At 61.8% G+C, this 22,730-nt stretch carries 21 protein-coding genes; 11 read left to right on the forward strand and 10 right to left on the reverse strand.

All coding sequences use genetic code 11. The features are described from left to right. Positions 1–84 precede the first annotated feature (84 nt). The 4 genes from LB520_RS10940 to LB520_RS10955 all read left to right on the forward strand — a co-directional run bounded on the left by LB520_RS10940 (position 85) and on the right by LB520_RS10955 (position 3,837). Positions 85–825, forward strand: a complete 741-nt coding sequence (locus LB520_RS10940) for an ATP-binding cassette domain-containing protein (protein WP_224625716.1) — start codon at positions 85–87, stop codon at positions 823–825. A gap of 34 nt (positions 826–859) precedes the next feature. Continuing rightward, on the forward strand, positions 860–1,942 hold the full coding sequence (locus tag LB520_RS10945) for an ABC transporter permease (RefSeq protein ID WP_224517261.1): 1,083 nt from the start codon (positions 860–862) through the stop codon (positions 1,940–1,942). A 51-nt stretch (positions 1,943–1,993) separates the two neighbouring features. After that, positions 1,994–2,998 carry a sugar-binding protein gene (locus tag LB520_RS10950; RefSeq protein WP_224637507.1) on the forward strand — a complete coding sequence of 335 codons (1,005 nt, stop codon included), beginning with the start codon at positions 1,994–1,996 and terminating at the stop codon, positions 2,996–2,998. A gap of 89 nt (positions 2,999–3,087) precedes the next feature. Beyond that, a complete protein-coding gene (locus LB520_RS10955) occupies positions 3,088–3,837 on the forward strand; it encodes a glucose 1-dehydrogenase (RefSeq protein ID WP_224637508.1) in 750 nt (249 codons plus the stop codon). A gap of 167 nt (positions 3,838–4,004) precedes the next feature. Here the strand turns inward: LB520_RS10955 and LB520_RS10960 are convergent, their stop codons facing one another. Then, on the reverse strand, positions 4,005–6,593 hold the full coding sequence (locus LB520_RS10960; RefSeq protein WP_224637509.1) for an EAL domain-containing protein: 2,589 nt from the start codon (positions 6,591–6,593) through the stop codon (positions 4,005–4,007). Positions 6,594–6,944: 351 nt separating this feature from the next. On the opposite strand from LB520_RS10960, the gene LB520_RS10965 reads away from it, so the two are divergent. The 3 genes from LB520_RS10965 to LB520_RS10975 all read left to right on the forward strand — a co-directional run bounded on the left by LB520_RS10965 (position 6,945) and on the right by LB520_RS10975 (position 10,025). Next, on the forward strand, positions 6,945–7,151 hold the full coding sequence (locus LB520_RS10965) for a hypothetical protein (protein WP_224637510.1): 207 nt from the start codon (positions 6,945–6,947) through the stop codon (positions 7,149–7,151). Between the two features lie 238 nt (positions 7,152–7,389). Then, positions 7,390–7,863 (forward strand): hypothetical protein, encoded by a 474-nt coding sequence (locus LB520_RS10970; RefSeq protein ID WP_224523070.1) that lies wholly within the window; start codon positions 7,390–7,392, stop codon positions 7,861–7,863. Positions 7,864–7,976: 113 nt separating this feature from the next. Next, positions 7,977–10,025 (forward strand): sigma-54-dependent Fis family transcriptional regulator, encoded by a 2,049-nt coding sequence (locus tag LB520_RS10975; RefSeq protein ID WP_224523071.1) that lies wholly within the window; start codon positions 7,977–7,979, stop codon positions 10,023–10,025. A 75-nt stretch (positions 10,026–10,100) separates the two neighbouring features. On the opposite strand, the gene LB520_RS10980 is transcribed toward LB520_RS10975, so the two are convergent. The 9 genes from LB520_RS10980 to LB520_RS11020 form a co-directional block, all read right to left on the reverse strand. Continuing rightward, positions 10,101–10,790 carry an MIP family channel protein gene (locus LB520_RS10980; protein ID WP_224523072.1) on the reverse strand — a complete coding sequence of 230 codons (690 nt, stop codon included), beginning with the start codon at positions 10,788–10,790 and terminating at the stop codon, positions 10,101–10,103. Positions 10,791–10,862: 72 nt separating this feature from the next. Further along, positions 10,863–11,906: an NAD(P)-dependent alcohol dehydrogenase gene (locus tag LB520_RS10985; RefSeq protein WP_140535659.1), complete on the reverse strand. Its 1,044-nt coding sequence runs from the start codon at positions 11,904–11,906 to the stop codon at positions 10,863–10,865. Between the two features lie 29 nt (positions 11,907–11,935). Then, positions 11,936–13,567: a molecular chaperone GroEL gene (locus tag LB520_RS10990; RefSeq protein ID WP_140839148.1), complete on the reverse strand. Its 1,632-nt coding sequence runs from the start codon at positions 13,565–13,567 to the stop codon at positions 11,936–11,938. 76 nt (positions 13,568–13,643) lie between these two features. Further along, positions 13,644–14,441: an iron-sulfur cluster assembly protein gene (locus LB520_RS10995; RefSeq protein WP_224523073.1), complete on the reverse strand. Its 798-nt coding sequence runs from the start codon at positions 14,439–14,441 to the stop codon at positions 13,644–13,646. A gap of 4 nt (positions 14,442–14,445) precedes the next feature. Beyond that, positions 14,446–15,468 (reverse strand): amidohydrolase family protein, encoded by a 1,023-nt coding sequence (locus tag LB520_RS11000; protein WP_224523074.1) that lies wholly within the window; start codon positions 15,466–15,468, stop codon positions 14,446–14,448. A gap of 87 nt (positions 15,469–15,555) precedes the next feature. Continuing rightward, the gene (locus LB520_RS11005; protein ID WP_112097527.1) at positions 15,556–15,924 is read right to left on the reverse strand and encodes an MmoB/DmpM family protein; all 369 of its coding nucleotides are present in this window, start codon (positions 15,922–15,924) and stop codon (positions 15,556–15,558) included. 17 nt (positions 15,925–15,941) lie between these two features. Beyond that, positions 15,942–17,000 carry an aromatic/alkene monooxygenase hydroxylase subunit beta gene (locus LB520_RS11010; protein WP_224523075.1) on the reverse strand — a complete coding sequence of 353 codons (1,059 nt, stop codon included), beginning with the start codon at positions 16,998–17,000 and terminating at the stop codon, positions 15,942–15,944. Between the two features lie 52 nt (positions 17,001–17,052). Further along, positions 17,053–18,111 (reverse strand): NADH:ubiquinone reductase (Na(+)-transporting) subunit F, encoded by a 1,059-nt coding sequence (locus tag LB520_RS11015; RefSeq protein ID WP_224523078.1) that lies wholly within the window; start codon positions 18,109–18,111, stop codon positions 17,053–17,055. Positions 18,112–18,211: 100 nt separating this feature from the next. Beyond that, on the reverse strand, positions 18,212–19,885 hold the full coding sequence (locus tag LB520_RS11020; protein WP_224637511.1) for an aromatic/alkene/methane monooxygenase hydroxylase/oxygenase subunit alpha: 1,674 nt from the start codon (positions 19,883–19,885) through the stop codon (positions 18,212–18,214). Positions 19,886–20,434: 549 nt separating this feature from the next. Between LB520_RS11020 and LB520_RS11025 the strand changes: the two genes are divergently transcribed. From LB520_RS11025 to LB520_RS11040, 4 genes are read left to right on the forward strand one after another with little or no spacing between them, the layout of a single operon-like run. Then, positions 20,435–20,911 (forward strand): hypothetical protein, encoded by a 477-nt coding sequence (locus LB520_RS11025; RefSeq protein ID WP_224600591.1) that lies wholly within the window; start codon positions 20,435–20,437, stop codon positions 20,909–20,911. Positions 20,912–20,923: 12 nt separating this feature from the next. Further along, complete coding sequence (locus tag LB520_RS11030; protein ID WP_140839161.1) at positions 20,924–21,232, forward strand: hypothetical protein; 309 nt, start codon at positions 20,924–20,926, stop codon at positions 21,230–21,232. 14 nt (positions 21,233–21,246) lie between these two features. After that, positions 21,247–22,374: a WD40 repeat domain-containing protein gene (locus LB520_RS11035; protein WP_140839164.1), complete on the forward strand. Its 1,128-nt coding sequence runs from the start codon at positions 21,247–21,249 to the stop codon at positions 22,372–22,374. A 34-nt stretch (positions 22,375–22,408) separates the two neighbouring features. Then, a complete protein-coding gene (locus LB520_RS11040) occupies positions 22,409–22,582 on the forward strand; it encodes a hypothetical protein (protein ID WP_181174704.1) in 174 nt (57 codons plus the stop codon). The last annotated feature ends 148 nt before the right edge of the window (positions 22,583–22,730 follow it).

Raw genomic sequence — 22,730 nt, forward strand, 5'->3', positions numbered from 1 at the left:
TGATTGTGTTGAATGCGTTTCGCTGATTAGCTGTCTTGCATAAGTCCGGGACAGGGTTGGCAATGTTGTCCGGGGAGGACCGCGATGCCGGTGCTTGAAGTTCGCCATGTTTCCAAGAACTTTGGAGCCATCCAGGCCCTGACCGACGTCAGCTTCCAGGTAGAGCGGGGCGAAGTCGTGGGTCTCATGGGGGACAACGGCGCCGGCAAGTCGACGATAGTCAAGACAGTGGCCGGGAACTTCCCGCCGAACGACGGCGAAATCGTAGTGGACGGCGAGGTTTGTCAATTCCACAAACCCGTCCAGGCGCGTGCTAAAGGAATCGAAGTCGTCTATCAGGACCTGGCGCTCGCCGACAATCTAACGGCCGCGCAGAACGTCTTTCTTGGCCGTGAGATCAAGAAGGGCTTCTGGCCGATCAGGGTGCTCAATAAGCAGGCGATGATCGACCGCTCGGCAGCGCTGTTCGAAGAACTCAAATCGGAAACCCGACCGCGCGACCTGGTCAGGAAGATGTCGGGTGGGCAGCGCCAAGCGGTAGCCATCGCACGAACCCGGCTTTCGAACGCCAAGCTGGTGTTGATGGACGAGCCGACCGCCGCAATCTCCGTACGCCAGGTGGCGGAAGTGCTCGAACTGATCCGACGCCTCAAGGCGCAAGGAGTCGGGGTCATGTTGATCAGCCACCGCATGCCTGACGTTTTCGCCGTCGCAGATCGTATCATCGTGCTGAGGCGAGGTTCGAAGGTTGCCGACAAGCAGGTCGACGACACCTCGCCCGAGGAAATCACCGGACTAATAACGGGGGCCATCCGTGGCGAATAGTGCTCGGCAGTCGGTTAGCGTCAGGGAGTCGCTCGTGGAAACCAGCCGCCCGGCCATGGCGGACTTCATCCCGACCAAGGAGAAGACGGCGCTGCAGCGTGTGGTTTCAAGTCAGCCATTCTGGGTGACAATCGCGCTCATTGCTCTCGTCATGTTGATGACAGCCATCGAGCCGAGCTTCGGCACCTCCGAAAACGTCGCCAACGTCACGCGCAACTTCGCACCTTTCGGCCTCATGGCGCTCGGCATGACGGTGGTGATCATCACCGGTGGCATCGATCTGTCGGTCGGGTCGATCATGGGCCTGGTGGCCATCGTCGCCGGCCTGTTCCTGACCTGGCACTATCCTTGGTACGTCGCCTTCGCCATCGGCCTTTTCTCCGGTCTGGCCTGCGGCGCGGTCAACGGGTTCTTTGTTGCTTATGTCGGAATGCCGTCCTTCGTGGTCACCCTCGGGATGCTGTCCGTGGCGCGTTCGCTGGCGGTCGTGTTCTCGGCCAACCAGATGCTCTACCAGTTCGGGCCCGATGCTCCGATCGTGAAGGCGATCGGTCAGGCGAGATGGCCGCTGCATGGGCCGCAGGACTGGGCACCCCACTGGATACCGGGACTGTCATCGCAGTTTTGGACTATGGTGATTCTGGCCCTAATCGTCGGCTTCGTGTTCAATTTCACCGCCTGGGCCCGACATCTCTTCGCCATCGGTGGTAACGAGGAGGCCGCCCGGCTTACCGGCGTGCCGGTCGACTGGATCAAATTCCAGGCCTATGTCTTCTCGGCTTTCACCGCCTCGCTCGCCTCGCTGCTGCTGCTTGGTTACAACGGCTCGGCCATCAATGCCATGGGCCAAGGTTATGAGCTGCGCGTGATCGCCGCGACAGTCATTGGCGGAGCCAGCCTCATGGGCGGCGCCGGCACGGCGTTCGGCGCGATAATCGGTTCGGCCTTCCTCGAGGTGATCAGGAATGCACTGCTGATGGCCGGCATCGATTCAAATTGGCAGGGTGCCTTCGTGGGCGCCTTCATCGTTCTTGCGGTTCTTTTGGGCATGCAAACCGGCGGCAGATCGATGCTCGCAGCGTCGCTGGCAGCCTTGATGCCCAAACGAAGCCGTTAGAAACCCGCCGGCGGGAGGCCTGCGGGATCACACCAAGGAGGAGAACGTCCCATGAGAAAACATCTGTTGACGGCGGCCGTGGCGCTTGGCGCAATGGTGCTCGCCGTTTCCGGCGCCCAGGCGAAATACATCTTCGCCCTGGTGCCGAAGAACATGAACAATCCTTTCTTCGACCAGGCACGCGACGGCTGCAAGAAAGCCGAAGCCGAATCGAATGGGGCCCTGGAGTGCATGTATATCGGCCCCGGAGAGCATGGGGGCGGCGACGAGCAGGTACAGATCGTGCAGGACCTCGTTGCCAAGAAGGTGGACGGCATCGCCGTGTCGCCATCGAATGCCGCGGCGATGGCAGTCGCGCTGCAGGCAGCCAAGGAAGCCGGCATCCCGGTCCTCACCTGGGATTCCGACCTCCTGCCCGAGAACAAGGATCTTCGCGCCGCCTATATCGGGACCCACAATTATGAGATCGGCGTGAACCTTGCCAAGCTTGCCATGCAGATTAAGCCCAAGGGCGGCACGATCTGTATCCAGTCGGGCGGCGCGGCGGCGGCCAACCACAATGAGCGCATGCAGGGCATTCGCGATACGCTTTCGGGCACCAAATCGGCAGCCTCGCCCGGGGATCGGCTGACGGGCCAGAATGGCTGGACCGAAATCGAAGGCTGTCCGCTCTATACCAACGATGATTTCCCGCTTTCGGTGCAGCAATTCGAGGACATCATGGGGAAAAACCCGAACCTCGACGCATTCATCCCAACCGGTGGCTTCCCGCAGTTCATCCCAGATGCCAACCGAGCTGCGGTAGCCCCGTACAAGGACAAGATCGCCTCGAAGGCCCTGGCCCTTGTCGTCGCCGACACGCTTCCCGTCCAGATCGATCAGATGAAGGAAGGTCTCTCCCTTGGCCAGGTCGGCCAGCGGCCGTTCGAAATGGGCTACAAGACGATGATGGCATTGAAGGATATGAAGGACGGCAAGGCTCCGCCGGCTGACCCGACCTACACCGGCCTCGACGTCTGCACTCCGCAGACGGCGGATACCTGCGTCGCCAAATAGGGTTTTTTGGGCGGGAGGCAACTCCCGCCCGTTCGTTGAAGCGAGATGCGGCTAGATTGAAGCATTCTCATCTCGCTCCAGGGGCTTCAATGTCGGAATTGTTCTCGCTCAAGGGCCGTGTCGCATTGGTCACGGGTGCTTCGCGCGGCCTCGGCTTCGCCATGGCCAAAGCACTTGCGGAAAACGGTGCGACGGTAATCGTCAACGCCCGCGGCACGAACGCCCTCTCCGCGGCGGCGGAAAGCATCGGGGCCGAAGCCCTGCCGTTCGACGTTGCCGACGCGGCGGTCTCAAGGGCGGCGCTCCAAGCAATCGTCGAACGCCACGGCCGCCTCGATATCCTGATCAACAACGCCGGCATCCAGCATCGCAGGCCTTTGGTCGAATGGGAGGACGAGGATTTCGACCGTGTGATTGCCGTCAATCTGTCGGCCTGCTTTCGCATGATGCGTGATGCAGTGCGTCTGATACTGCCGAACAAATTCGGCCGCATCATAAACACTGGATCGGTTGCGGCGATCCTTGGCCGTCCCACCATTCACGCCTATGTGGCGGCAAAGGCGGGCCTGCATGGACTGACGCGCTCCGCCGCCGCCGAGATGGGCCGTCACGGCATAACAATCAACGCGATCGCCCCCGGCTATTTCGCCACCGAGCTCAATACCGCGCTTATCAACGATGAGGCTTTCACCAAATGGGTCGAGGCACGAACCCCTGCAGGCCGCTGGGCCAAGCCTGAGGAACTCGGCGGAGCCGTGGTGTTTCTCGCCTCTGACGCTGCCGGTTACGTCAATGGACATGTGCTGGCGGTTGACGGCGGACTATCGGTTTCCCTCTGATCTGCGAACCGCAGCCCGTCAGAGCCTATTCCGGATGACACCGTCGGCTTCGGCCTCACGGCCGCGCCGGCGCGTTCATTAGGACCCGCCGATATGAGCCAGTGCGTTGGCTATGCAAGTACCGCGAGCAGGTTTGTTCTCTGCGCGGGGCATCTTGCCGACTTCAGTCAACCCCGGGCAGACGCACTCCTGCCAAGCCGGCCGGCGGAGACCTGTTCTTTCTTCCGCTCGCCTGTCGTTTCGGGCGCAAGCTCGCTGATGTCGCCGGCCACGACGGCACGTGTGCGCTCCAGCATCGCGGGGATCTCCCGAGCCGGTAGTGGCCGACTGAACAGGAAGCCTTGCGCTTCCGTGCAGCCTTCTCTTCGCACCCGTTCCAGTTGCTCGGCCGTCTCTATCCCTTCTGCGGTGGTCTGCATCCCAAGGCTGTTGCCGAGGCTGGTGACGGCCCGGATGATGGCGACGGAGCTGTCGATATCCTCGGCGTCCTTTACGAAGGACTGGTCAATCTTGATTTTGTCGAACGGAAACGAGCGCAGATAGCTCAAACTCGAATATCCGGTCCCGAAGTCGTCCATCGCGATATGGACACCCAGCAAGTGGATCTGTTGCAGCATCGCGAGAGTGGCCTGGGTGTTGGCCAGCAGCACGGTCTCGGTGATTTCAAGTTCGAGACGGCTCGCGGGCAATCCCGAGGCATCCAACGCTGCGACAATCGTCGAGAGCAAGCGGGCATTGCGAAACTGCGTCGGCGACAGGTTGACGGCAACCCTGATGCCTTCGGGCCAGCTTGCTGCGTCGAGACAGGCTTGCTTGATCACCCATTCCCCAATCGGAACAATCAAGCCGATCTCTTCAGCCAAGGGGATGAACTCGGACGGCGAAACGATGCCCCGCGTCGGGTGATGCCAGCGCAACAGCGCCTCGAAACAGCTGACCTCGCCGCTTTCGAGATTGAGGAGCGGCTGGTAGTAGATCTCGAACTGCTGCCGTCCCAACGCGTCGCGCAGATCGAGTTCGAGAACCCGCCGCGCCTGCATGCGGGCATCCATGTCCGGCTCGAAGAACCGGTATGTTCTGCGACCCTCCGCCTTTGCCCGATATAGCGCCATGTCGCCGTTCTTGAGCAACTGGTCGGCGTTTGTGCCGTCGTCAGGCGCAATCGAGATGCCGACGCTGGCGCTGACGGTGACGCCATGGCCGTCGGCGATATAAGGGGCGCTCAGCGCATCAATGACGCGTTGCGCAAGGGCGGTGGCCTCGACCGGCTGATCGACCCCATTTTGAATGATCACGAACTCGTCGCCACCTAGTCTGGCAACAGTGTCGTCCTCGCGCACGATCTGCTTCAGCCTTGCGGCGACCTCCTTGAGCAAGGCGTCGCCGACCGGATGCCCTAGCGTGTCGTTGACAGTCTTGAAATGATCGAGATCGAGGCAAAGGAAGGCGACCTTGCCATCTCTGCGAGCCATCTCGGCCAAGGCGTCCTCGGCGCGTTCGCGAAACAATATCCGGTTTGGAAGATCGGTAAGCCCGTCATGGCGAGCCATGTGCGATATGCGAGCCTCGCTGCGCCGCAAGTCGGTCACGTCGTGATGCGTGGCAAGCCATCCGCCGCCCGGCAGCGGCTGATGAATGAGGTCGATGGTGCGCCCGTCCCTGAGCTCCACCAGGCTCACGACGCGCTCGGCGCGGTCGATGGTCGCCGAGAGCTCTTCCAGATATCTGTCCGGGTCCTGGCCTACATAAAGTCCCGCCGCAATCCGGAAATGCATCAAATCGTCCCACCGGGAACCAGGGTGGGTCAGGGCCTCCGGCAGGCGATAGAAGTCGGCATAGGCCTGATTGCAGAAAACCAGCCGTCGGCCGGCATCGAACATACACAGGCCCACAGGCATGTTCGCGGCAGCGGCAGCCAGATTCTGCCGCTCCAACTCGGCATCACGAGCCAGGGCGATGCTGCGCTCCAGGCTGGCGCGGTAGCCGGCAAAGGCCGTGAACAATATTCCGACCTCGTCGCGCCGATCCTTTCTGAGCGCAACCAGCGTCGAGCGGTGTTCCCCTCGCGTCAACCGGTGCATCGCTTCGCTCACGGCCAGGATCGGCTTGCTGACATTATGGCGAATCCAGGCGACAAGCACGCCAAGGCACACGGCAGCAAAGGCGATCGCGGCCCAAACGAGCCGCTGCGCGATGGTGTAGGTGCGGTCCGCCATGGCTGCGGCAGCCTTGCTGCGCTGATTGGTGAGTGCCAAGAGGCCATCCAGCCGCTGAGCCGCCGCCGCAATCGTGGGGAGCGACACCGCCTCGAACTCGTTAGCTGCCTTCGTTCGCTCCGCGGTATCGAGAAGTGGAATGATCGACGACAGGGAATCTTGATACGCCGTCCAGAGGTTGACGAACTGATCGAACAGTTCCTGCTCGGCAGGTGATCCGGCGCTCCTGCGGTAGGCGCGCCGATCTTGGAGCATTTCTTCGCTCTCTCTCGCCATCTCCTTGTCGATGTCAGCGATTTGCTGAGAGTTTTCGGCACGCATGCGCAGCGTCGCGTAGAGCCGGTGCTCCGCAAGGTTGCGCTTCATCTCGTCGACGATCTGCACCTGGGGCAACCAAACTCCGGTGATCTCGCTCGTGACCTTATTGAGCGACCGCAGCTGTGCGACCCCAAATACCCCGACCGTCACGGTGCAAAGCAGTGCCAATCCAAAGCCCAGCGTGAGCTTGCTGCCGACACTTATGTCCTTGAACCGTTTCATGTTAACGCTGACCTGATAAGGTCAGTCCCGCCCGCAGGCGCCACTAGCGGGACTGATTGGAAGCGCCTCGCCAATCTCGCGCTGAAATGTATTAAGGCTGACTTAAGATGGCGTTTAGCGTAATCTGCACTTCGTCGTTGTCTGCTTCAACGATATGACGACCGGAGCACTTATCCTTTGCGCTTCTGAACAAAGAGATATTCGCCACTCAACAGGGATGGCGGGTCAATACTCTTCTGGACGTTGAGGTAATCCGCTACATATTTAACGATCGGGCAGCTGTCGAAGGAGACCGCCTAGGCACGCGACTGCTGCCAAAGGGATCCGCTGATTTCGGGATGGAGGAAAGCCGTGGAAAATCACGCCGGCTCGGCACCCAATGTAGCTGACTTCGTCATTCACAAGGTTCTGGACACGTTCGAATACTCCGACCGCGGCGCGGTGGTCACGATGGTCGATCCGCAGGGCGCACGCATCCGTCTCCACGTCACCATCGTCACCGGGGAGTTGCTTTGCGAACATATTGCCGAAGCGCTGGAGCAGCGATACGGGAAATAGAATGTCTCCTGCAACAGCACACGCATTCAACAGCGAGCCCTCGGAATCGAAGAGCAAGGCGGCATGACACGGGCATTGCTCAACCTACGAATACCCCGGTGTAGCAGCCACCTGCTACCAACGACATCCATTTCGGCACTAGCTAATATGAATGGCGGACTCGACTGTGGCAGTGTAAGGTCCGCTGCAAGCAAGAAAAATTGCCATACCGGCACTGCCGACGAATCTGGGAGGATTCATGGTCGAGATCATCTCCAAGCGGGATGGCCCGCGGCGCGAGGATGCTCAAGTCAAAAGGCTGATTGAGCAGAACCGCTCAACCATCGTGCGCCTTGCCGACCAGCTCAGCGCCGGCGGTTATTCAGCTTCGAAACAGCCACGTCAGAAACCGAAAGCTCAAGGCCTTATCTTTCACGTTGGCGGCGCAACCGGATCTGTGGCCGAGGCCAACCCGTCCGTGCATGTCAGCCTCAATGGGCGTGTGATCTCGAAGGATCAAGACACAGGCCGTCAGCTTCATCATATCGGCGATATCCGCGATCGCGGCGGCGAGCACATTTTCGTATTGGCCACCAAGCAGAACGGCTACTTCGCGCCGGTCGACGAAGCCGTCGCCGCGAAGCTTGCCGAAATGGACGGGCGTCGCCTCACCGCCACCTACTCCGAAGAACAGCTCGCCACCGACATCGGCGCGAAACTAGGCATCAATTGACCGGTAAGCGATTGGACCGGCTTCGGCACGTCCGATCCAAGACAGCATACAGCATTGGCATGCCTCGAAGGTTCCGTAATGACTGAATGAAACGCGATCCTGGACCTAATCAGATGAAGATCGATGCTCTTCCGACGCGTGCGTCGTTGGCCAGCAATCAAATCGCTCTGGGCAGCATCGACTATGACGAGCGCGCCACCATGCGCGCTTGGGAAGATTTTCTGGCGGACGAGCCCAAATGTGTCCGCGATCCGATCCGCCCAAGCCACGTCCGCTCCCTCATTCACGACTCTTGGTATCGCAGCGCCACCGGCGGCATCAACGCTCAGGGGATCGAAGCGCCGCTGAGCAGCGATCGCGACGAAATCGAGTACCTGACCCGGGCCAATGCCGAACTGCTCTCGGCGGCGCGCCGATCCTTCGCTTCCATCGGTCAGTTGCTGGAGGGCACCGGCGCGATGCTGGTTCTTGCCGACAGCGACGGCGTGCTGATCGATGCCATCGGCGACAAGAAGACCCTGCATGACGGCATGGATATTCATCTGGCCATCGGCGGCAAATGGAATGAGGGCGCCGTCGGGACCAACGGCATCGGCACGGCGCTGTGGACCGGGGAACCGACTTTCGTCCATGCGGCGGAGCACTTCTGCGCCGGCATCAAGTCCTGGACCTGCGCCGGGGCGCCGATCCGCGATCCGCTGGACGGCAAGATAGTCGGGGTCGTCGACTTGTCAGGCTACTCGCCGATCTTCCGACCCCACAACACCGCGCTTGTCGCCGCCACGGCCCGCCAGATCGAAAAAGCATTGGCAGAGCAGCAACAGGAGCAGCGCACACGCCTGCTCGAAGCTTTCATTTCCTCGGCTCCCGGCTATCGCCGAAAAGATGGACTGGTGATCGTCGATCATCGCGGGCGCGCGATCTACCGAAACAACCTGCCCGACGGCGAAGCCGCCGAAATGACCAGCGGCCCGATAGACGCGGGTCGCGGCCGCTGGCTGATGAACCTTCCGTCGTCCGGTTCGGAGGCCGATATCGCCAGGGCTCTGCCGGCTCATCTGCGTTCCTGCCACATCACACCGCTCAAGCTCGATGGCGACTTGCGCGGCGCTGCGCTGGTGTTCCCGTCGGCGCCGACAGTTTCGACCGTGATCAAGCGGGAGGCGGACAAGCATCTTCAAGACGCAGCCGCAATGATAGTCGGCGAGAGCGAGGCACTGCTTGCCGCAGTCGATGTCGCCTGCCGCGTCGCGCGATCGAAAAGCGTCGCCTCGCTGCTGGTCGAAGGCGAGACCGGCGTCGGCAAGGAGCTGTTCGCGCGGCTCGTCCATGCCGGCAGCCGGCGTACGGACAACGACCCGTTCATCGCGATGAATTGCGGCGCTATCACAAAGGACTTGTTCGGCAGCGAGCTGTTCGGCCATGTCGCCGGCGCCTTCACCGGCGCATCACGCGACGGCAAACCGGGTGTCTTCGAGCTTGCCAATGGCGGCGTGCTCAGCCTCGACGAGATCGGCGAGATGCCGCTCGAGATCCAGCCGTTTCTGTTGCGTGTCCTTGAAGAGCGCGTGGTCCACCGTATCGGCGACAACCGAGGCCGGCCAGTCGACGTCCGGCTCGTCGCCTCGACCAATCGAGACCTCAAGCAGGAAGTCGCTGCGGGTCGTTTCCGCCGCGACCTCTATTATCGGATCGGCGCCGTCTCGATCACTGTGCCGCCGCTGCGCGATCGCGGCGAGGACGTGCTGCTGCTGATCGAACATTTCAACCGGAAGATCGCCGCTGCATCAGGCGACGAGCCGCTGGAATTCTCGCAGGAAGCTGTCGCTGCATTGCTCGCCTATCGGTGGCCGGGCAATGTGCGTGAGCTGAAGAACCTCGTCGGACGGCTGCACGTCCTGGCGCGCGGCCGTGGTATCGGACTGCACGACCTTCCCGAGGAAATCACGGATGGCGGTTCCGAGCCGCAGCCGGGCAGCAACACGGCAGTCTCCCCCGAAGAGCCCGCTGGCACGCTAGCCGAGGCGGAACACCAAGCGTTGAAGAATGCGCTGACCGCGGAGGGCGGCAATCTCAGCCGGGTGGCGCAGCGGCTGGGCATTTCCAGGCCAACGCTCTACCGCAAGCTCGAGCAATATGGCATCCGGCGCGGCTTCGTCTGAACACGCAGTAAAAAAGAAACCCATGGCGTTCCGCCATGGGCTTGGGAATCTTACCGACAAAAAGGCAGCGGCCGATCAGGCGAGCTGCGGTGCCGGTTCGCCGGCGCCGATCATCCCGGTGCGCAGCACCAGTCCGGCCGCGGCAGCGCCCAGGCAAGGCGCCACGATATAGAGCCAGAGCTGCGACAGCGCGCTTCCGCCGGCAAACAACGCGGGCCCTAGCGAGCGAGCCGGATTGACCGAAGACCCTGACACGGCAATGCCGGCGAGGTGGATCATGACCAGCGTCAAACCGATCGCCAGGCCGGCCAGAGCACCCGCGCCGTCCTCCGCGGTGGCACGCAAGATGACGAGCAGAAAGAGGAATGTGGCGACTGCCTCGAACAAGAACGCCGAAGTCGCCGAATAGGCCGACCAGCCGTTCTGGGCAAAACCATTCGCCGCGACGTCATAGCCGCCGCCTTTGCCTTGCGCCATCACGTAGAGCACCGCCGAGGCAGCGATCGCCCCCAGACATTGCGCGACCACGTAGCCGGCGAGATCGTTGGACTTCATCCGGCCGGAAACAAAGACGCCAAGGCTTACCGCCGGGTTAAGATGCGCGCCGGAAATCGGCCCGATCGAATAGGCCATCGCAATCACCGACAGGCCGAAGGCCATTGCAACACCGAGCAGTCCGACCTCGGAACGCATGAACAGAACCGTAGCGCAGCCGAAGAAGACCAGCGCGAAGGTTCCGACGAATTCACAGATGTATTTGTTCATTTTTTCCTCTCCGGATTGTGACGCCTGGACCGGATACCGCAGCTTTCCGCGCGCCATCCGGGCCCAAGGCTTTCAGGGAACGATGACGCCGCGGCCGGTGAAGCGCCGGTTCTTGAAGTCATCGAGCGCGGTGTTGATGCTGGCGAGATTGTATTCGGTGTAGTGCATCTTGACCTTGCCGTCGGCGTTGAGCTCCATCAGCTCGACGAGCTCGGTGAAATTGCCGACCAGGCTGCCGCCGATGTTGATTTCCTCGATGACCAGATGCGCGGTCGGCACGTTGACGGCGCCGCCATAGCCTACCACGAACAGCTGGCCGCCCTTGCGCACCATCTTCCAGCAGATGTTTTCCACGCCAAGCTCGCCGACGAAATCGATGACCACATGGGCGCCGCCGCCGGTGATCGCCTTTACTTCTTCGACGACGTTCGGCCCGCCATCGAGGACGAAGTCGGCACCGAGATCCTTGGCCAGCACGCGCGCGGCAGGCTCACGATCGACGGCGATTATCCGGCAGCCTGAAATCGCATGCAGCGACTGCAGCGCGATGTGTCCGAGCCCGCCGATGCCGAGCAGGACGCAGTAGCTCCCCGGCCGCAAAAGCTTCGCCGCTCGTTTGGCGGCGCGATAAGCGGTGATGCCGGCATCTGCCAGCGGCGCCACTTCGATCGGCGTGACATTGGCATTGAGCTTGATCAGCGAACGTTCACTAGTGATGAAATATTCGGCGAAGCCGCCATTCATGCCCAGCCCAGGGAACTGGCCATTGTCGCAGTACATATCCTCGCCGTGCCGGCAGTTGAGGCAAATGCCGCAAGAGCGGAACGGATGGCAGATCACGGCATCGCCGCGCTTGACCGATCTGACGCCGCTGCCGACCTCCTCGACCCAGCCGGCGTTCTCATGACCCATGATGTAAGGCAGAAGGCTGCCGTCGGGGTCCATGGTCGGTTTCCACACACCTTCAATGATATGGAGGTCGGTGCGGCAGAGGCCGGCGGCACCTACCCGCACGATGACCTCGTCCGGGGCCGTGATCGTCGGCGCCTTGACCTCCTCGATCTTGAGCTTGACGTTCATGTGCGGGTCGTATTCGTAAAGTCTTGCGGCTTTCATCGTCGTGTCCTTTCAGGTCCGGAATTGTTTCAGGCGCGGCCAAGCTTTTCCGCGCCGCCGCCGAGCGCCGGCCCGGCCGTCGGGTCCTCATCCTCGGCAAGATCGCCGATGAGTGTCTCGGTGGTCAGGATCAGCGTCGCCACGGAGGCGGCATTGGCCAGCGCGGTGTAGGTGACGCGGACAGGATCGATGATCCCGGCTTCGAACATGTTCTGGTAGCTGCCGGCGGATGCGTTATAGCCGTAGCCGCCGTTGATGCGCGTCACCTCGGCCACCACGGCTTCGGGATCGGCGCCGGCATTGGCGGCGATGCGCCAGAGCGGCCGTGTCAGCACCGACCGGACCAGGCGCACGCCTTCGGCGACATCGCCGTCGACACCGGTCGCCACCTTGTCGAGCAGAGGCGCGATCTGGGCCAACGCCGAGCCGCCACCGGCAACCACGCCCTCCTCGGACGCCGCGCGCACCGCATTCAGCGAATCCTCGATCAGCTGGATGGTCCGCTTCTGCTCGACCGGCGTGACGCCGCCGGCATAGAGGATCGCGGTACCGCCGGAGAGCTTGGCCAGGCGCTCGCGCAGCTTGTCCTGCTCGATGTTCGGCGGCGCGGCCTCATACTGCCGCTGCACCTGGGCGCGGCGCGCCGCGATCGCGTCATGGTCGCCGCCGCCGCGAATGATCGAGGTGTAGGATGAGCTGGTTTTCACCCGGTCAGCGGTCCCAAGATCGTCGACTGTGATGTCCTCCAGCCGGCCGCCGAGGTCGCGGGCTATCACCCTACCGCCGGTGATGATCGCCAGGTCCTCCATCATGGCCTTTCGCCAATGGCCATACTCCGGCGGATGGACGACGAGGTATTTGCCTGGCCCCTGCTTGCCGAGCAGTGTGACCACAACTTCCGGCGACACTTCCTCGGACACGATCAGCAACGGGCGCCCCGCCTCGTCGGCGATACGGCGCGCAGTCTCGAGCGCCGTGGGCTCCTTGATCTTGAGATCGGTCATCAGGATGAAGGGCCGCTCGAGCACGGCCTCCATCTTCTCCTGGTCCGTCACCATGTGATGCGAGAGGTAGCCGCGGTCGAAGGACATGCCCTCGACCACGTCCAGCGTGGTCTCGGTGGTCACGCTGAAATCGGTGGTAATGACACCTTCCGCGCCGACGCGCTCATGCGCTTGGGCCACCAGCGCGCCAAGCTTGGCATCGGTTGCGGCGATGTTGGCAACCGAGGCGAGGACGCCATTGCCCTTGGCGGGCTTGGCCGATGCCTTGAGGGCCGTCACGACCGCCGCCACGGCAAGGTTGATGCCCTTGCAGAGATCGACTGATTTGGCGCCGCGCTCATTGGCCTCGATGCCGCCCTGGATCAGCGCGTTGGCGAGCACGATGGCGGTCGTCGTGCCGTCGCCGGCGACCTCGTTGGTCTGCATCGACACCTCGCGGACGACCTGCGCGCCCATGTTCTCGAAACGGTCATGCAGCTCGATCTCGGAAGCGATGCTGACGCCGTCGCGGGTCACCATCGGCGTTCCGATCGGCCGGTCGATCATGGCGTTCATGCCTTTGGGACCGAGCGTCGGTTCAACTGCCGCCGCCAGCCTAAAGACGCCACGGGCAAGGGCCCGGCGGGCCTCGGAATTGTGAAGCATAATTTTAGGCATGATTCCTCCTTCCGCCTTACGGGCGGGTTGTTGGTTGGGGGCCTCGTGCGAGGGAGGCCGTTGCTTTCGACGCTGCTTAGACGGCCGGCGCGTTTCGCGCCGGCACGCGATCCATGATGAAGTCGACCAGCGTCGGCTCGCCTTCGACCACGCTCAGTTCCTTGTATCTTGTCTGCTTGAGCCCACGGCAAAGCGCACCGTTGAACTCCATGTTGACACGCACGCCGCGTAACTCGGCGAGATGGGCACTGAGCGCGGCAGGCGGAATTTGCCGCCCTTCCCAGGTGACGAAGACGGGATCGTCCATACGGCGATCGGGAAACCGCTGCAGCAGCGCTGCCCGGTACCGTGGCTTCTGCATGGCCGCCTCGCCCGGCTCGAAGCTGGCGGCATCGTATGACGGCAGGTCCATGCCGAGGATTTCGACATCCGTCAGGCCGTGCTGGCGCAGACCGCGCAGGACCGCTTCCTGGCGGCGCTTGAATGCCTTCATCCTGAAGGTTTCGCGCACGGCGCCGAGATCCGCGTCTGCGGCTAACTCGGCGAATATGTCGCCGAATGCCTTGCCGGCTTCGATGCCGCGATTGACCTCCTCCGCGAACATATGATCGTGCAGTTTCACGCGATAGGCGGGCGACCAGGAAAGCTGGTCGAGCGCCTTGCGGACGCCGTCGAGCATGAGGAAAGCGAAGTTGGGCGAGCACCAGTAGGTCGGCAGGCGGAAATCGACCTCCACGCTGCCGTCGCCCGTCATCTCGGCCCGCTCGACGAAGCCCATCTCGGTGATCGGCTCGTCGAGTTCCGGGTCATTGACCTCGCCAAGGCGCCGCCAGAGTTCCTTCTCGCGGCTGTCGGAAACGCTGGCGGTTGCCATGGCCCTACTCCGCCGCGATGCTGAAGGGCGAACTTGCGAGCGCCTTCTTCTTCGCTTCGACGTCGATCTCGTAGAGCCGCGCGGCATTCAGCCCGAGGATCTTCTCCTTGATCTCGTCGGTCAGCTGCACGCCGCGTTCCGCGGCGATGTCCTCGGGGATCTGATACGCCCAGAATTTCTCGACGAGCCAGCGCGGCGTCCAGATCGCATAGTCGGAGCCGAACAGGATCTTTTCCGGCCCGATCCAGAACAGCAGCTCGGCAATGACCTCGCCGAAATAGCGCGGGCGCGAATGGATGAAGGGCAGCGCCACGGCAAGGCCGCCATAGACATTGGTTTCCTGCGTCGCGATCCAGCAGAAATCGTCGAGGCGCGGCAGCCCGCAATGCTCGATGATCCAGTTCAAGCCCTGGAAATCCGTCGCTGCGTGGTCGACATCATGCACGTCGAACGCGTCCTTGCTGAGCGGGATGATCGTTGGGCCCTTGTGAACGTGAATGTTTTTGATGCCGAGCTTTTCACAGAGTTCGAAGCACCTGTAGGCGTCGGGATCTGTGAGCTTCCAGCCCTTGGAGGCGCCGTTCCACTCGGCAGTGTACATCTTCACGCCCTTGACGTCGTAAGTCTCCTTCATGAAGTGGATGTATTCCAGCGCCTTCTCGCCGTCGCGCGGATCGAAGGACCCATTGATGATGAAGCGCTCCGGGTAGCGCTTGGCGACCTCCGCGTTGCGCTCGATCGTGTTGAACCCGTTCTTGTAGAAATCCTTCAGATAGGTCGACTGGACGATCGCCACGTCGTCCGGACCGTCTATGAACAGGTCGCGATAGAGATCGTCGGCGCTGTATTTCTCGAACTTGCCCTTCTCCCAAAGCTGCTCCTTCGGGCTCAGCCCCGTATGATAGGCGTAGAAGCAGTCGATGAACTGCTTGCCGTGGATGTTCCTCTGATTCTCCGGGCTGCCGTCCCAGAAATGGGTGTGGCCATCGACCACGAAAATGTCTTTGCCTTCAGGTGTCCTGTACATTCTTGCCTCCGCAATCGTCGCGTTGATGCCGTCCTGTTGATGGAGTGGGCGCGCCGCGATCGGGCGGCGCGCCGGTGCCCGGCTTCCTCAGATGTATTCGAAGACCTCGTCCATGTTCCCGAACAGGATCACGGTGTTGTCGTCGACCCGCACCATGCGGCCGTAGTGGGTGGAGGTGTTGACCTCGAAGATCTCGGCGGTCATGTCGCGGCCGAGATATTCGCTGATCTCGTCCATCTTGAAGATCAGCTTGCCGTTGCCGTCGATGCGGATCATGGCCGGCTGGTAAGTGACGATAACCCCCGGCTTCTTGCCCATGAATTCGGCGATGGCGCGCGCCTCGACCGAGTCGTTCATGGTGACGCCGCACTGGTGCGAAATCGTCTGCTCAAAGGTGATGTCCTTCATCGATTTGAAGATGTTGGACTGCGAGGCGTCGCGTGCTGCTACTGACATGTTGGTCTTCTCCCTGTTCAGCGCTTGAGGCCGAGTTCGCCGAGGATCTGGCCGATCCGTTCCTCGGATTGGGCGCGAACGTCGGTGAAGGAAATCGGCTTGGAATGCGGCATCGACCAGATCGGCTGAAGGCCGGTGGCTGCCTTGTCGGCAAGCGCGCCGTGCTTGTTCACCCAGCCCTGGAAGAGCTTCCTGTTCGCCGCGCCATGCTTCTCGTCATTGGCAAGCAGGTAGGCCAGGTCGATGGTGTTGGCGAGGTTGCGCTCGTAGTCGGCTTCGGCCGCCGAGATCACCGGCGGTGTGATGAAGTCGTGGTTGGCCGCCGCAGCCTGCATCAGGAAGCCGGAGCGGAACAGTTCGCCGACCAGCGGTTCGAACACGATGTTGATGGCGAAGTACTGTTCCAGATAATCGGTCGTGCCCATGATGGTTTCGACCGCCTCGCGGGTGCCCTGCCAGACACCGTCCTCCAGCCAGTGCTTCTTGCCGAGTTCGTCGTCCCAGCCGGCGATGTCCATGCCGATCTCAGCGAGATAGAGCGTGATGTCCTGGGCGAGCCTCAGCTTGTAGGACGAATTGGTCAGCGTGGCGTTGTTGATCATCTGCGTGTAGCCGTAGCGCTGCGCCTGCATCAGCGAAGTGCCTAGGCCGAACTCGGCATGTTTCCACGCTCCGAGATGCGCCTGCAGGAGCTTGGCCCAAACCTTGTCGAAGGTCTTCGGCGCGCCGGCGCGGCGGGCATTGGTGATCACGCTCTGCACCATCGTCTCGATTTTCGACTGGCGCTGATAATGCGTGCGCTCCCACTCCTGGTCGGGAGCCCGGAAGGCATGCCAGTTCGAGCTCTTGGCAGCCGTATTATCCTTGATGTAGGCGCCCTTGCCGTTCGAGAAGGAGATGATCCAGTCCTGGATCAGGTAGCGCTCGGGGTCGGGCTGCACGTCGACCGTGACATCCTCGTAATGGGTGGCGCGCTGGCCTTTCGGATCGAAATACCGATATTTGCGGCTGTCGGAATCGGCGAAGATCGCGGCTCCCGCGGCTCCCGATCCGACTGAACTCGACGTTGCTACCATTGTCTTCACTCCCTTGTTGCAGTTGCTTTGGTGTCGCTGGCTCCGGGCCGTCTCAATGGCCCGGGGTGGCGCTGGACGACGTGGTGAACCGGTCGAAGAAGATGCGTTCGCTCTCGAAGCCGTTCATGAACAGGACCGGCTGCAGCGCATCGATCATGGGCGGCGGACCGCAGGCGTAGACGTCGCCCTGCCCGTCGACCGCCAGTTGCTTGAGCTTGGCATCGACGCTCTGGTGGACGAAGCCGCGCTCGCCGTCCCACGCCTCGCCATTCACATGCGACAGCACCGGGATGAAGTTCAGCTCCGGGTGGCGGCCGGCAAGCTCGGCGATCCTGTCGAGATAGAACAGGTCGGTCGGGGTCCGCGCGCCGTAGAAGAAGAACACGTCCCGCTTCTCGCCGCTCTTCAGGTGATCGTTGAGGATCGACCAAACCGGCGACATGCCGGAGCCGGCGCCGACCAGGATCAGGGGACCTTGCCGTTCCTCCCGCCGGAAGCAGGTTCCATAGGGTCCGGCGACAGTGACTTCGGCTCCGACGCGGATGCCTCCGGAATCAAGCTCTCCGGAGAACTTTCCTTCGGGATATTTCTTGATGATGAAGGAAAGTTTTTGGGTTTGGTCCGGCGTATTTGCCATGGAGAACGAGCGCGTAATCGTCTCCCCTTTTTGCGTGGTGACCGTGATGTCGACATATTGCCCAGCCCAGAATTTTATCGGCGAGCCGAGCTCGATCTCGATGCCGCGGATGTCATGGGTCAGATGTTCGAATTTTGAGATCCGGCCTTTGAATGTCTTCACCGCGATTGATTTCGCCAGCACCTCCTCGTCGTAGTTGAGAAGCTCGACATGCATGTCGGAATAGGCGATGGACCGGCACAGCAGGATGTGCCCGGTATCCTTCTCCGTGTCGTTGAGGGCGAAGGTCGAGTATTTCAGCATGTCGACCTCGCCTTCGAGCAGCACGCATTTGCAGGCCGAGCATTGCCCTTCCTTGCAGCCATGCGGCAGCGCAATGCCTTGGCGGAATGCCGCGTTCAGGACCGTCTCGCCGTTTTCGACCTCGAACTCGACGCCGACCGGCTCCAGGCGCACGGTGTGAGCACCAGTCATCGATAACCTCCCAATTCCTCTCCGGCCCGTCCGCAGGACAGGAGATGGCCTTCCTCTGGAATGTCGCGGGGGTCGGAACCCGGCCCCCGCGCTCGTATGGTCAGTTGAAGGGCGTGATCGTGAAGCCGGCCCGATACTCGGCCAGATGCTTCTCACGATCGGCCGGCGACATGCCGCGAAGCGCCTTGAGCGGCGATCCGAGGACGTTGCCGCGCACGTCGTCGAGCGTCCACTGCTCGTCGGCGCCGAAGCGCAAATGCGGCTGCGGGATCAGCGTCTTGCCATCGGAACGGACGAAGTTGAGGTCCTTGATCGCATCGGCGAGATCCCAGCCGTCATAGAGCGTCTCCCACTCGCGTTTGCCGCTGAAGCGGCCCATCGCGGGCGTCGGACGGCCTTGATACTCGTCGGCGAAGGCTTCGACAGCGGTCCAGCGGTCGAGCTCGTGGGCGAAGGTATGCAGCTGCCCGTCGATCTCGTCGACCACGATGTCCTCGCGGATCAGGCAAGGCACGAGGCAGGACCAGCAGCGGTGCGGATAGACGTAACCGACATCGCTGTTGAACAAGAGCACCTTCTCGCCCTTGTGGCTGAGCTTGGCATACCATTTCCAGAAGTCGCCGAACTCGGCGTACCAGCCCGGATATTTGTGCTCGAACCACTCGAAGTCCTTGTCGGTCTGAGCCTCGATGCGCCAGAAGTTCACCGGCCAGCCAACCGCGAAGAACTGGCCGACCTTGTGGACGTAGTTCTTCTTGGTGATGCGCTCCCAGGCTGCCTGGACATCGTCATGGTGGATCTTGATGCCGTACTTCTCGAGCGGCAGCATGTAGGTGCGATAGTAGTCTTCGTAGATCCAGCGGTGCCACATCTCCGCATAGGATTCCTTCGACTTGTCGCGATTGGTGGTGCCGTATTCGATGAAGGTGCCGATTGCGGCATCGACGATGGCGTGGTTCTGCCAGAAGGCGTAGCGCATGTCGCGCTCGAGCAGCAGGTGGTTCTCAGGCTCCTTGAGCGCGGCCATCAGCAGCGAGTGGCCGTTGCCGATGTGCCGGCTCTCGTCAGACTGCACCGAAAGGAACACAGTCGGCAGCGCGTAATCGCCGTTGCGGGCGGCCTCCGAGGGCATGGCGACGAAGAGCGTGTTGGTGAACGCCGTCTCGGCCACGACGGTCAGGTACATGCACGCGGCCGTCATCGTATCGCCGGTGATGAAGCCTTCGCCGAATTGGCGGCCGATGGTCGTCGCATAGCACTTGCCGAAGGCTTCCTCGGTGATGTCGAAGCCCGCCGGATCGATGTAGTTCTCCATGTACCACTTCTTCAGGTTCATCTGGATCGTGGAGTGGCGGAACTCGTCGACCATCTGCATGGTGAAGCCGGTCCTGAGATCCTCGCCCGGCGCCAGCCGCGCCACCATCGCCATCGAACGGGCGGCGGAGATTTCCGGGAAGGGAATGATGGCGAGGAAGAGCTTCATCCATTCCACCCAGCGCGGCTCGACATTGCGGAACATGTCGCCGCGAAGAGCGGCATCGAGCGCGCCATAGACGCGGTTGTCCTTCTCCTCCTGCATGGGGAAGTAAGAGCGCAGCACCTGCTTCATCGGATCGCGCGGCGCCTTGGCGATCTTGTAGTCGGTCGGAAACGTCATCGCTTCCTGGACATAGCTCGGGTTCCAACCGAGGTCGGAAATCTTCTTCGTCGCCTCGCCTACGGAAATGCCGCGTTGCGAGGTAATCTTGTTGAGCGTCAAAGACGACATCGTCATAAGCCTCCACCAGGTTTGAGCCGAGGATCCCTTGATCCGGGCGTGAGACGGCAAACAGCGCCGCCAGTGAGAGTGCGAACGGCACGACAAAGGGTTGCGCATTCAGGCGCGACCGACGGCCGGCTGTTCAAGTGGATCGCGGCAAAGGTTTGTGAGGGGTCTGGCGCGGCTCGCTACGCCAACCGCACTTGCGATGGCGTATCGAAGCGGACCTGCTTCCTCCGTTCCTTCGTTCTTTTAGCACCGCGACGAGAGCGCGATGGGCTTCTTATGGAAATAGACAAAGCAAGCGCCGTGCCAGTTTGGAAATAAGGGCGCATCCGGCCGTTGGGAACAACCCACGCGCATTTCGACGGCAGAGATCGCCATCAACTGTAACGTTATTTTACAATTGTAACTTACGGCTGTAATGATTTTCTTCTATTCGCAATCGCAATATATTTACTTAGCACCTGCAGCATGCAGAAAAATACACGCCATCTATTAAATTCTTCTGGTCTCTCTATTATTTCAACGTGACGGCCCATGCGGCTCAGCAGGAGAGAGGCTATGCCGAACGACAGGGACAACCGGAGCCGTCCGCCGCCAACATCCGATCTGTCCGACGGCGTTGCCGGCGATCTGGTAAGGCTGATGCCCCGTGATCTGGTGTTTGTCATGCGTTTCATGGGCGAGAGCCAATTGCGCCTGCAGAGCCACTTCCAGAGCTTCATCCGGGCCGAACTTGCGGCCGGCGGCGTCACCGCCGAAACGCATCCCATGATCCATCTGTTCATCGAGAGCCACGCCATCCTGCTGCGCGACTTCGTATTTTCCGGCGTTTCGCTGTCGCGCCAGTTCCGCGTCGAAGAAATCGAGCGCCTCACCGGGGACACGACTGCGATGATGCGCGTCGACATCTGGGACCAGCTCAAGAGCCACATCGAGACGGCCGAAAAGCAGTTCCAGTCACAGGCCGGCACACTGCCCGGGCTGCTGGCGGCATTCGAGCAACCGCCAGGTCCGGTGCCTGGAAACGAAAAGTGACAGGAGGGTCCGATGGGGCAAACCGAAAGCCGTGACGCGCTGCTCGCCCGCCGCCTCGATCTCGTCGCGAGCGTCTGCGCGCTCACCGCCGAGGCGCAGCGTCTCAACCAGAAACTTGCCGGCGTCGAGATGGATGTGCTGCGCCTGGAACTCGAGATCGGCAGACGCGGCACGAACGCGCAACTGGTGCAGGACTTGCATGAAGCCGAGGAGAGTGCCGCGGCATTCAGGAACGCATGCACGGCGTGCGAGGAACGTATCGCGGCCGCCGAAGGTGACATTGACGATGTCGACCGTCGCCTGGCGAAGACCGTGAACTGACGAAGGGAGTGGCCATGAACCAGCACGCGATACAGAACCTCACCTTGTTCGACCTGCTGGCGAGAAGCTGGTGCCGTCCATCGGCGATCGCCGATCTGCGCTTCAGCGCCGATGGCTCGACCGTCGCCTTCACGTGCATCGACGGAACGGTTGCCATAGCGGCAGTCGCGGACCAGGAACCGCCGGAGCAGCGGATCAGGGTGAGCGGCGATCTCGGCCAAACGACGATCCGCCCAAGGGAAAAGCCGCCGGTGCCACTGGTAGCGACCGCCGTTCTGGCTGATGGCGATGTTCCGCTCGCAAGCTACCTTGGGTCCGACTTTCTCGTCGGGACGGCGGCCGGCGATGTGGCCCGGCTGAACGCGGACGGCTCTGTGATGGAGACGCTGGTCAAGATCGCCGGACCTGCCGTCGCAATCGACTATAGTCCTCGGACGGGCATGGTGGCCGTCAGCAGCGGGCAGGACATCTTTTTGGCGCGCGGCGGGATCGAGCCAGTGAGGCTGCAACGCGACGCGCCACCATCCACGGACGCGCTTGCCTTCTCACCAGCCGGGAGGAGGCTTGCCTGTGGTCAGGAGCACGGGTTGTCGACCTGGATAGTCGAAGGCGAGCCCACCCCGATGCGCGATTTCGCCTTTTCAGCGCACCCGATGTCAATTTGCTGGAGTGGCGACGGCGCCTGGCTGGCCTGTGGGCTCGAAACCGGAGGCCTTGCTCTGGTCAGCGCAAGTGATGACCGAACTGCAATCGTGGCGGGATTTCCATCGTCAGTCCGGACGGTATGCTGGAGCGCGCCGGGGGACGCGCTGTTTGCGTCGGGCGCATTCCGGATTGCCGGCTGGTCGATGACCGCGCCGCCACTTGACGGCGAAACCTCCGGCGCTCTGGAGACTGGCCGCGCCGGGTTGGTTCCGGTCGAGGCCGTGGCCGCCCATCCGCAGAAGAAACTGATTGCGGCCGGCTATGCCAACGGTCGGATCACCATCGCCCAGATCGGAACGCGGGACGAACTCCTCGTCAGACCCCTGGGCAGCGCGGTGACCGCGCTTGCTTGGTCCGGCGACGGACGGCACCTGGCGTTAGGCGCCGTCGACGGTACCGCCGCGATCATCACCTTTCCCGCCCAGATGTTCAAATAGGCCAATACGGGCCGCAAGCGACAGGAGAAGAAGGATGCAGACCGAACTTACCCCTGAGGACAAGAGCAAGGATGAATTCTTCGAACGGCTCGCCAAACTGTCGGAAGAAATGGTCGCCAAGCACGGTAAGGATTTCAGCATGGGCGCGCTGGTGCTGGCTGCCCGCTGGATTGCGGAGAACCGTGTCGGTCAATTGAAGACCAATTGACCATCAAGACGCTCGTGACAGGTCGCGCTCCAACATCAGCTCCTCGAAATTCGCTGGAAAGACCGAAACAGCCTATTTGTCTCGAAGGTGCTTTGCCGACCAAACTTCCGAAGCGGCGATCAAGGGGGGTCGAGCCCTCGTTTTGGGC

Source organism: Mesorhizobium sp. CA12 (assembly GCF_020165255.1).
Classification (GTDB): Bacteria; Pseudomonadota; Alphaproteobacteria; order Rhizobiales; family Rhizobiaceae; genus Mesorhizobium.

Excerpts from the sequence above, each read along its gene's own strand:
- LB520_RS10950 (WP_224637507.1), top strand. The coding sequence starts at position 1,994 with ATGAGAAAACATCTGTTGACGGCGGCCGTGGCGCTTGGCGCAATGGTG.
- LB520_RS11035 (WP_140839164.1), top strand. The coding sequence starts at position 21,247 with ATGAACCAGCACGCGATACAGAACCTCACCTTGTTCGACCTGCTGGCG.
- LB520_RS11015 (WP_224523078.1), bottom strand. The coding sequence starts at position 18,111 with ATGACTGGTGCTCACACCGTGCGCCTGGAGCCGGTCGGCGTCGAGTTC.
- LB520_RS10995 (WP_224523073.1), bottom strand. The coding sequence starts at position 14,441 with ATGGCAACCGCCAGCGTTTCCGACAGCCGCGAGAAGGAACTCTGGCGG.
- LB520_RS11005 (WP_112097527.1), bottom strand. The coding sequence starts at position 15,924 with ATGTCAGTAGCAGCACGCGACGCCTCGCAGTCCAACATCTTCAAATCG.
- LB520_RS10980 (WP_224523072.1), bottom strand. The coding sequence starts at position 10,790 with ATGAACAAATACATCTGTGAATTCGTCGGAACCTTCGCGCTGGTCTTC.
- LB520_RS10975 (WP_224523071.1), top strand. The coding sequence starts at position 7,977 with ATGAAGATCGATGCTCTTCCGACGCGTGCGTCGTTGGCCAGCAATCAA.
- LB520_RS10960 (WP_224637509.1), bottom strand. The coding sequence starts at position 6,593 with ATGAAACGGTTCAAGGACATAAGTGTCGGCAGCAAGCTCACGCTGGGC.
- LB520_RS11025 (WP_224600591.1), top strand. The coding sequence starts at position 20,435 with ATGCCGAACGACAGGGACAACCGGAGCCGTCCGCCGCCAACATCCGAT.
- LB520_RS11030 (WP_140839161.1), top strand. The coding sequence starts at position 20,924 with ATGGGGCAAACCGAAAGCCGTGACGCGCTGCTCGCCCGCCGCCTCGAT.
- LB520_RS11040 (WP_181174704.1), top strand. The coding sequence starts at position 22,409 with ATGCAGACCGAACTTACCCCTGAGGACAAGAGCAAGGATGAATTCTTC.
- LB520_RS10940 (WP_224625716.1), top strand. The coding sequence starts at position 85 with ATGCCGGTGCTTGAAGTTCGCCATGTTTCCAAGAACTTTGGAGCCATC.
- LB520_RS10970 (WP_224523070.1), top strand. The coding sequence starts at position 7,390 with ATGGTCGAGATCATCTCCAAGCGGGATGGCCCGCGGCGCGAGGATGCT.
- LB520_RS10985 (WP_140535659.1), bottom strand. The coding sequence starts at position 11,906 with ATGAAAGCCGCAAGACTTTACGAATACGACCCGCACATGAACGTCAAG.
- LB520_RS11010 (WP_224523075.1), bottom strand. The coding sequence starts at position 17,000 with ATGGTAGCAACGTCGAGTTCAGTCGGATCGGGAGCCGCGGGAGCCGCG.
- LB520_RS10990 (WP_140839148.1), bottom strand. The coding sequence starts at position 13,567 with ATGCCTAAAATTATGCTTCACAATTCCGAGGCCCGCCGGGCCCTTGCC.
- LB520_RS11020 (WP_224637511.1), bottom strand. The coding sequence starts at position 19,885 with ATGACGATGTCGTCTTTGACGCTCAACAAGATTACCTCGCAACGCGGC.
- LB520_RS11000 (WP_224523074.1), bottom strand. The coding sequence starts at position 15,468 with ATGTACAGGACACCTGAAGGCAAAGACATTTTCGTGGTCGATGGCCAC.
- LB520_RS10955 (WP_224637508.1), top strand. The coding sequence starts at position 3,088 with ATGTCGGAATTGTTCTCGCTCAAGGGCCGTGTCGCATTGGTCACGGGT.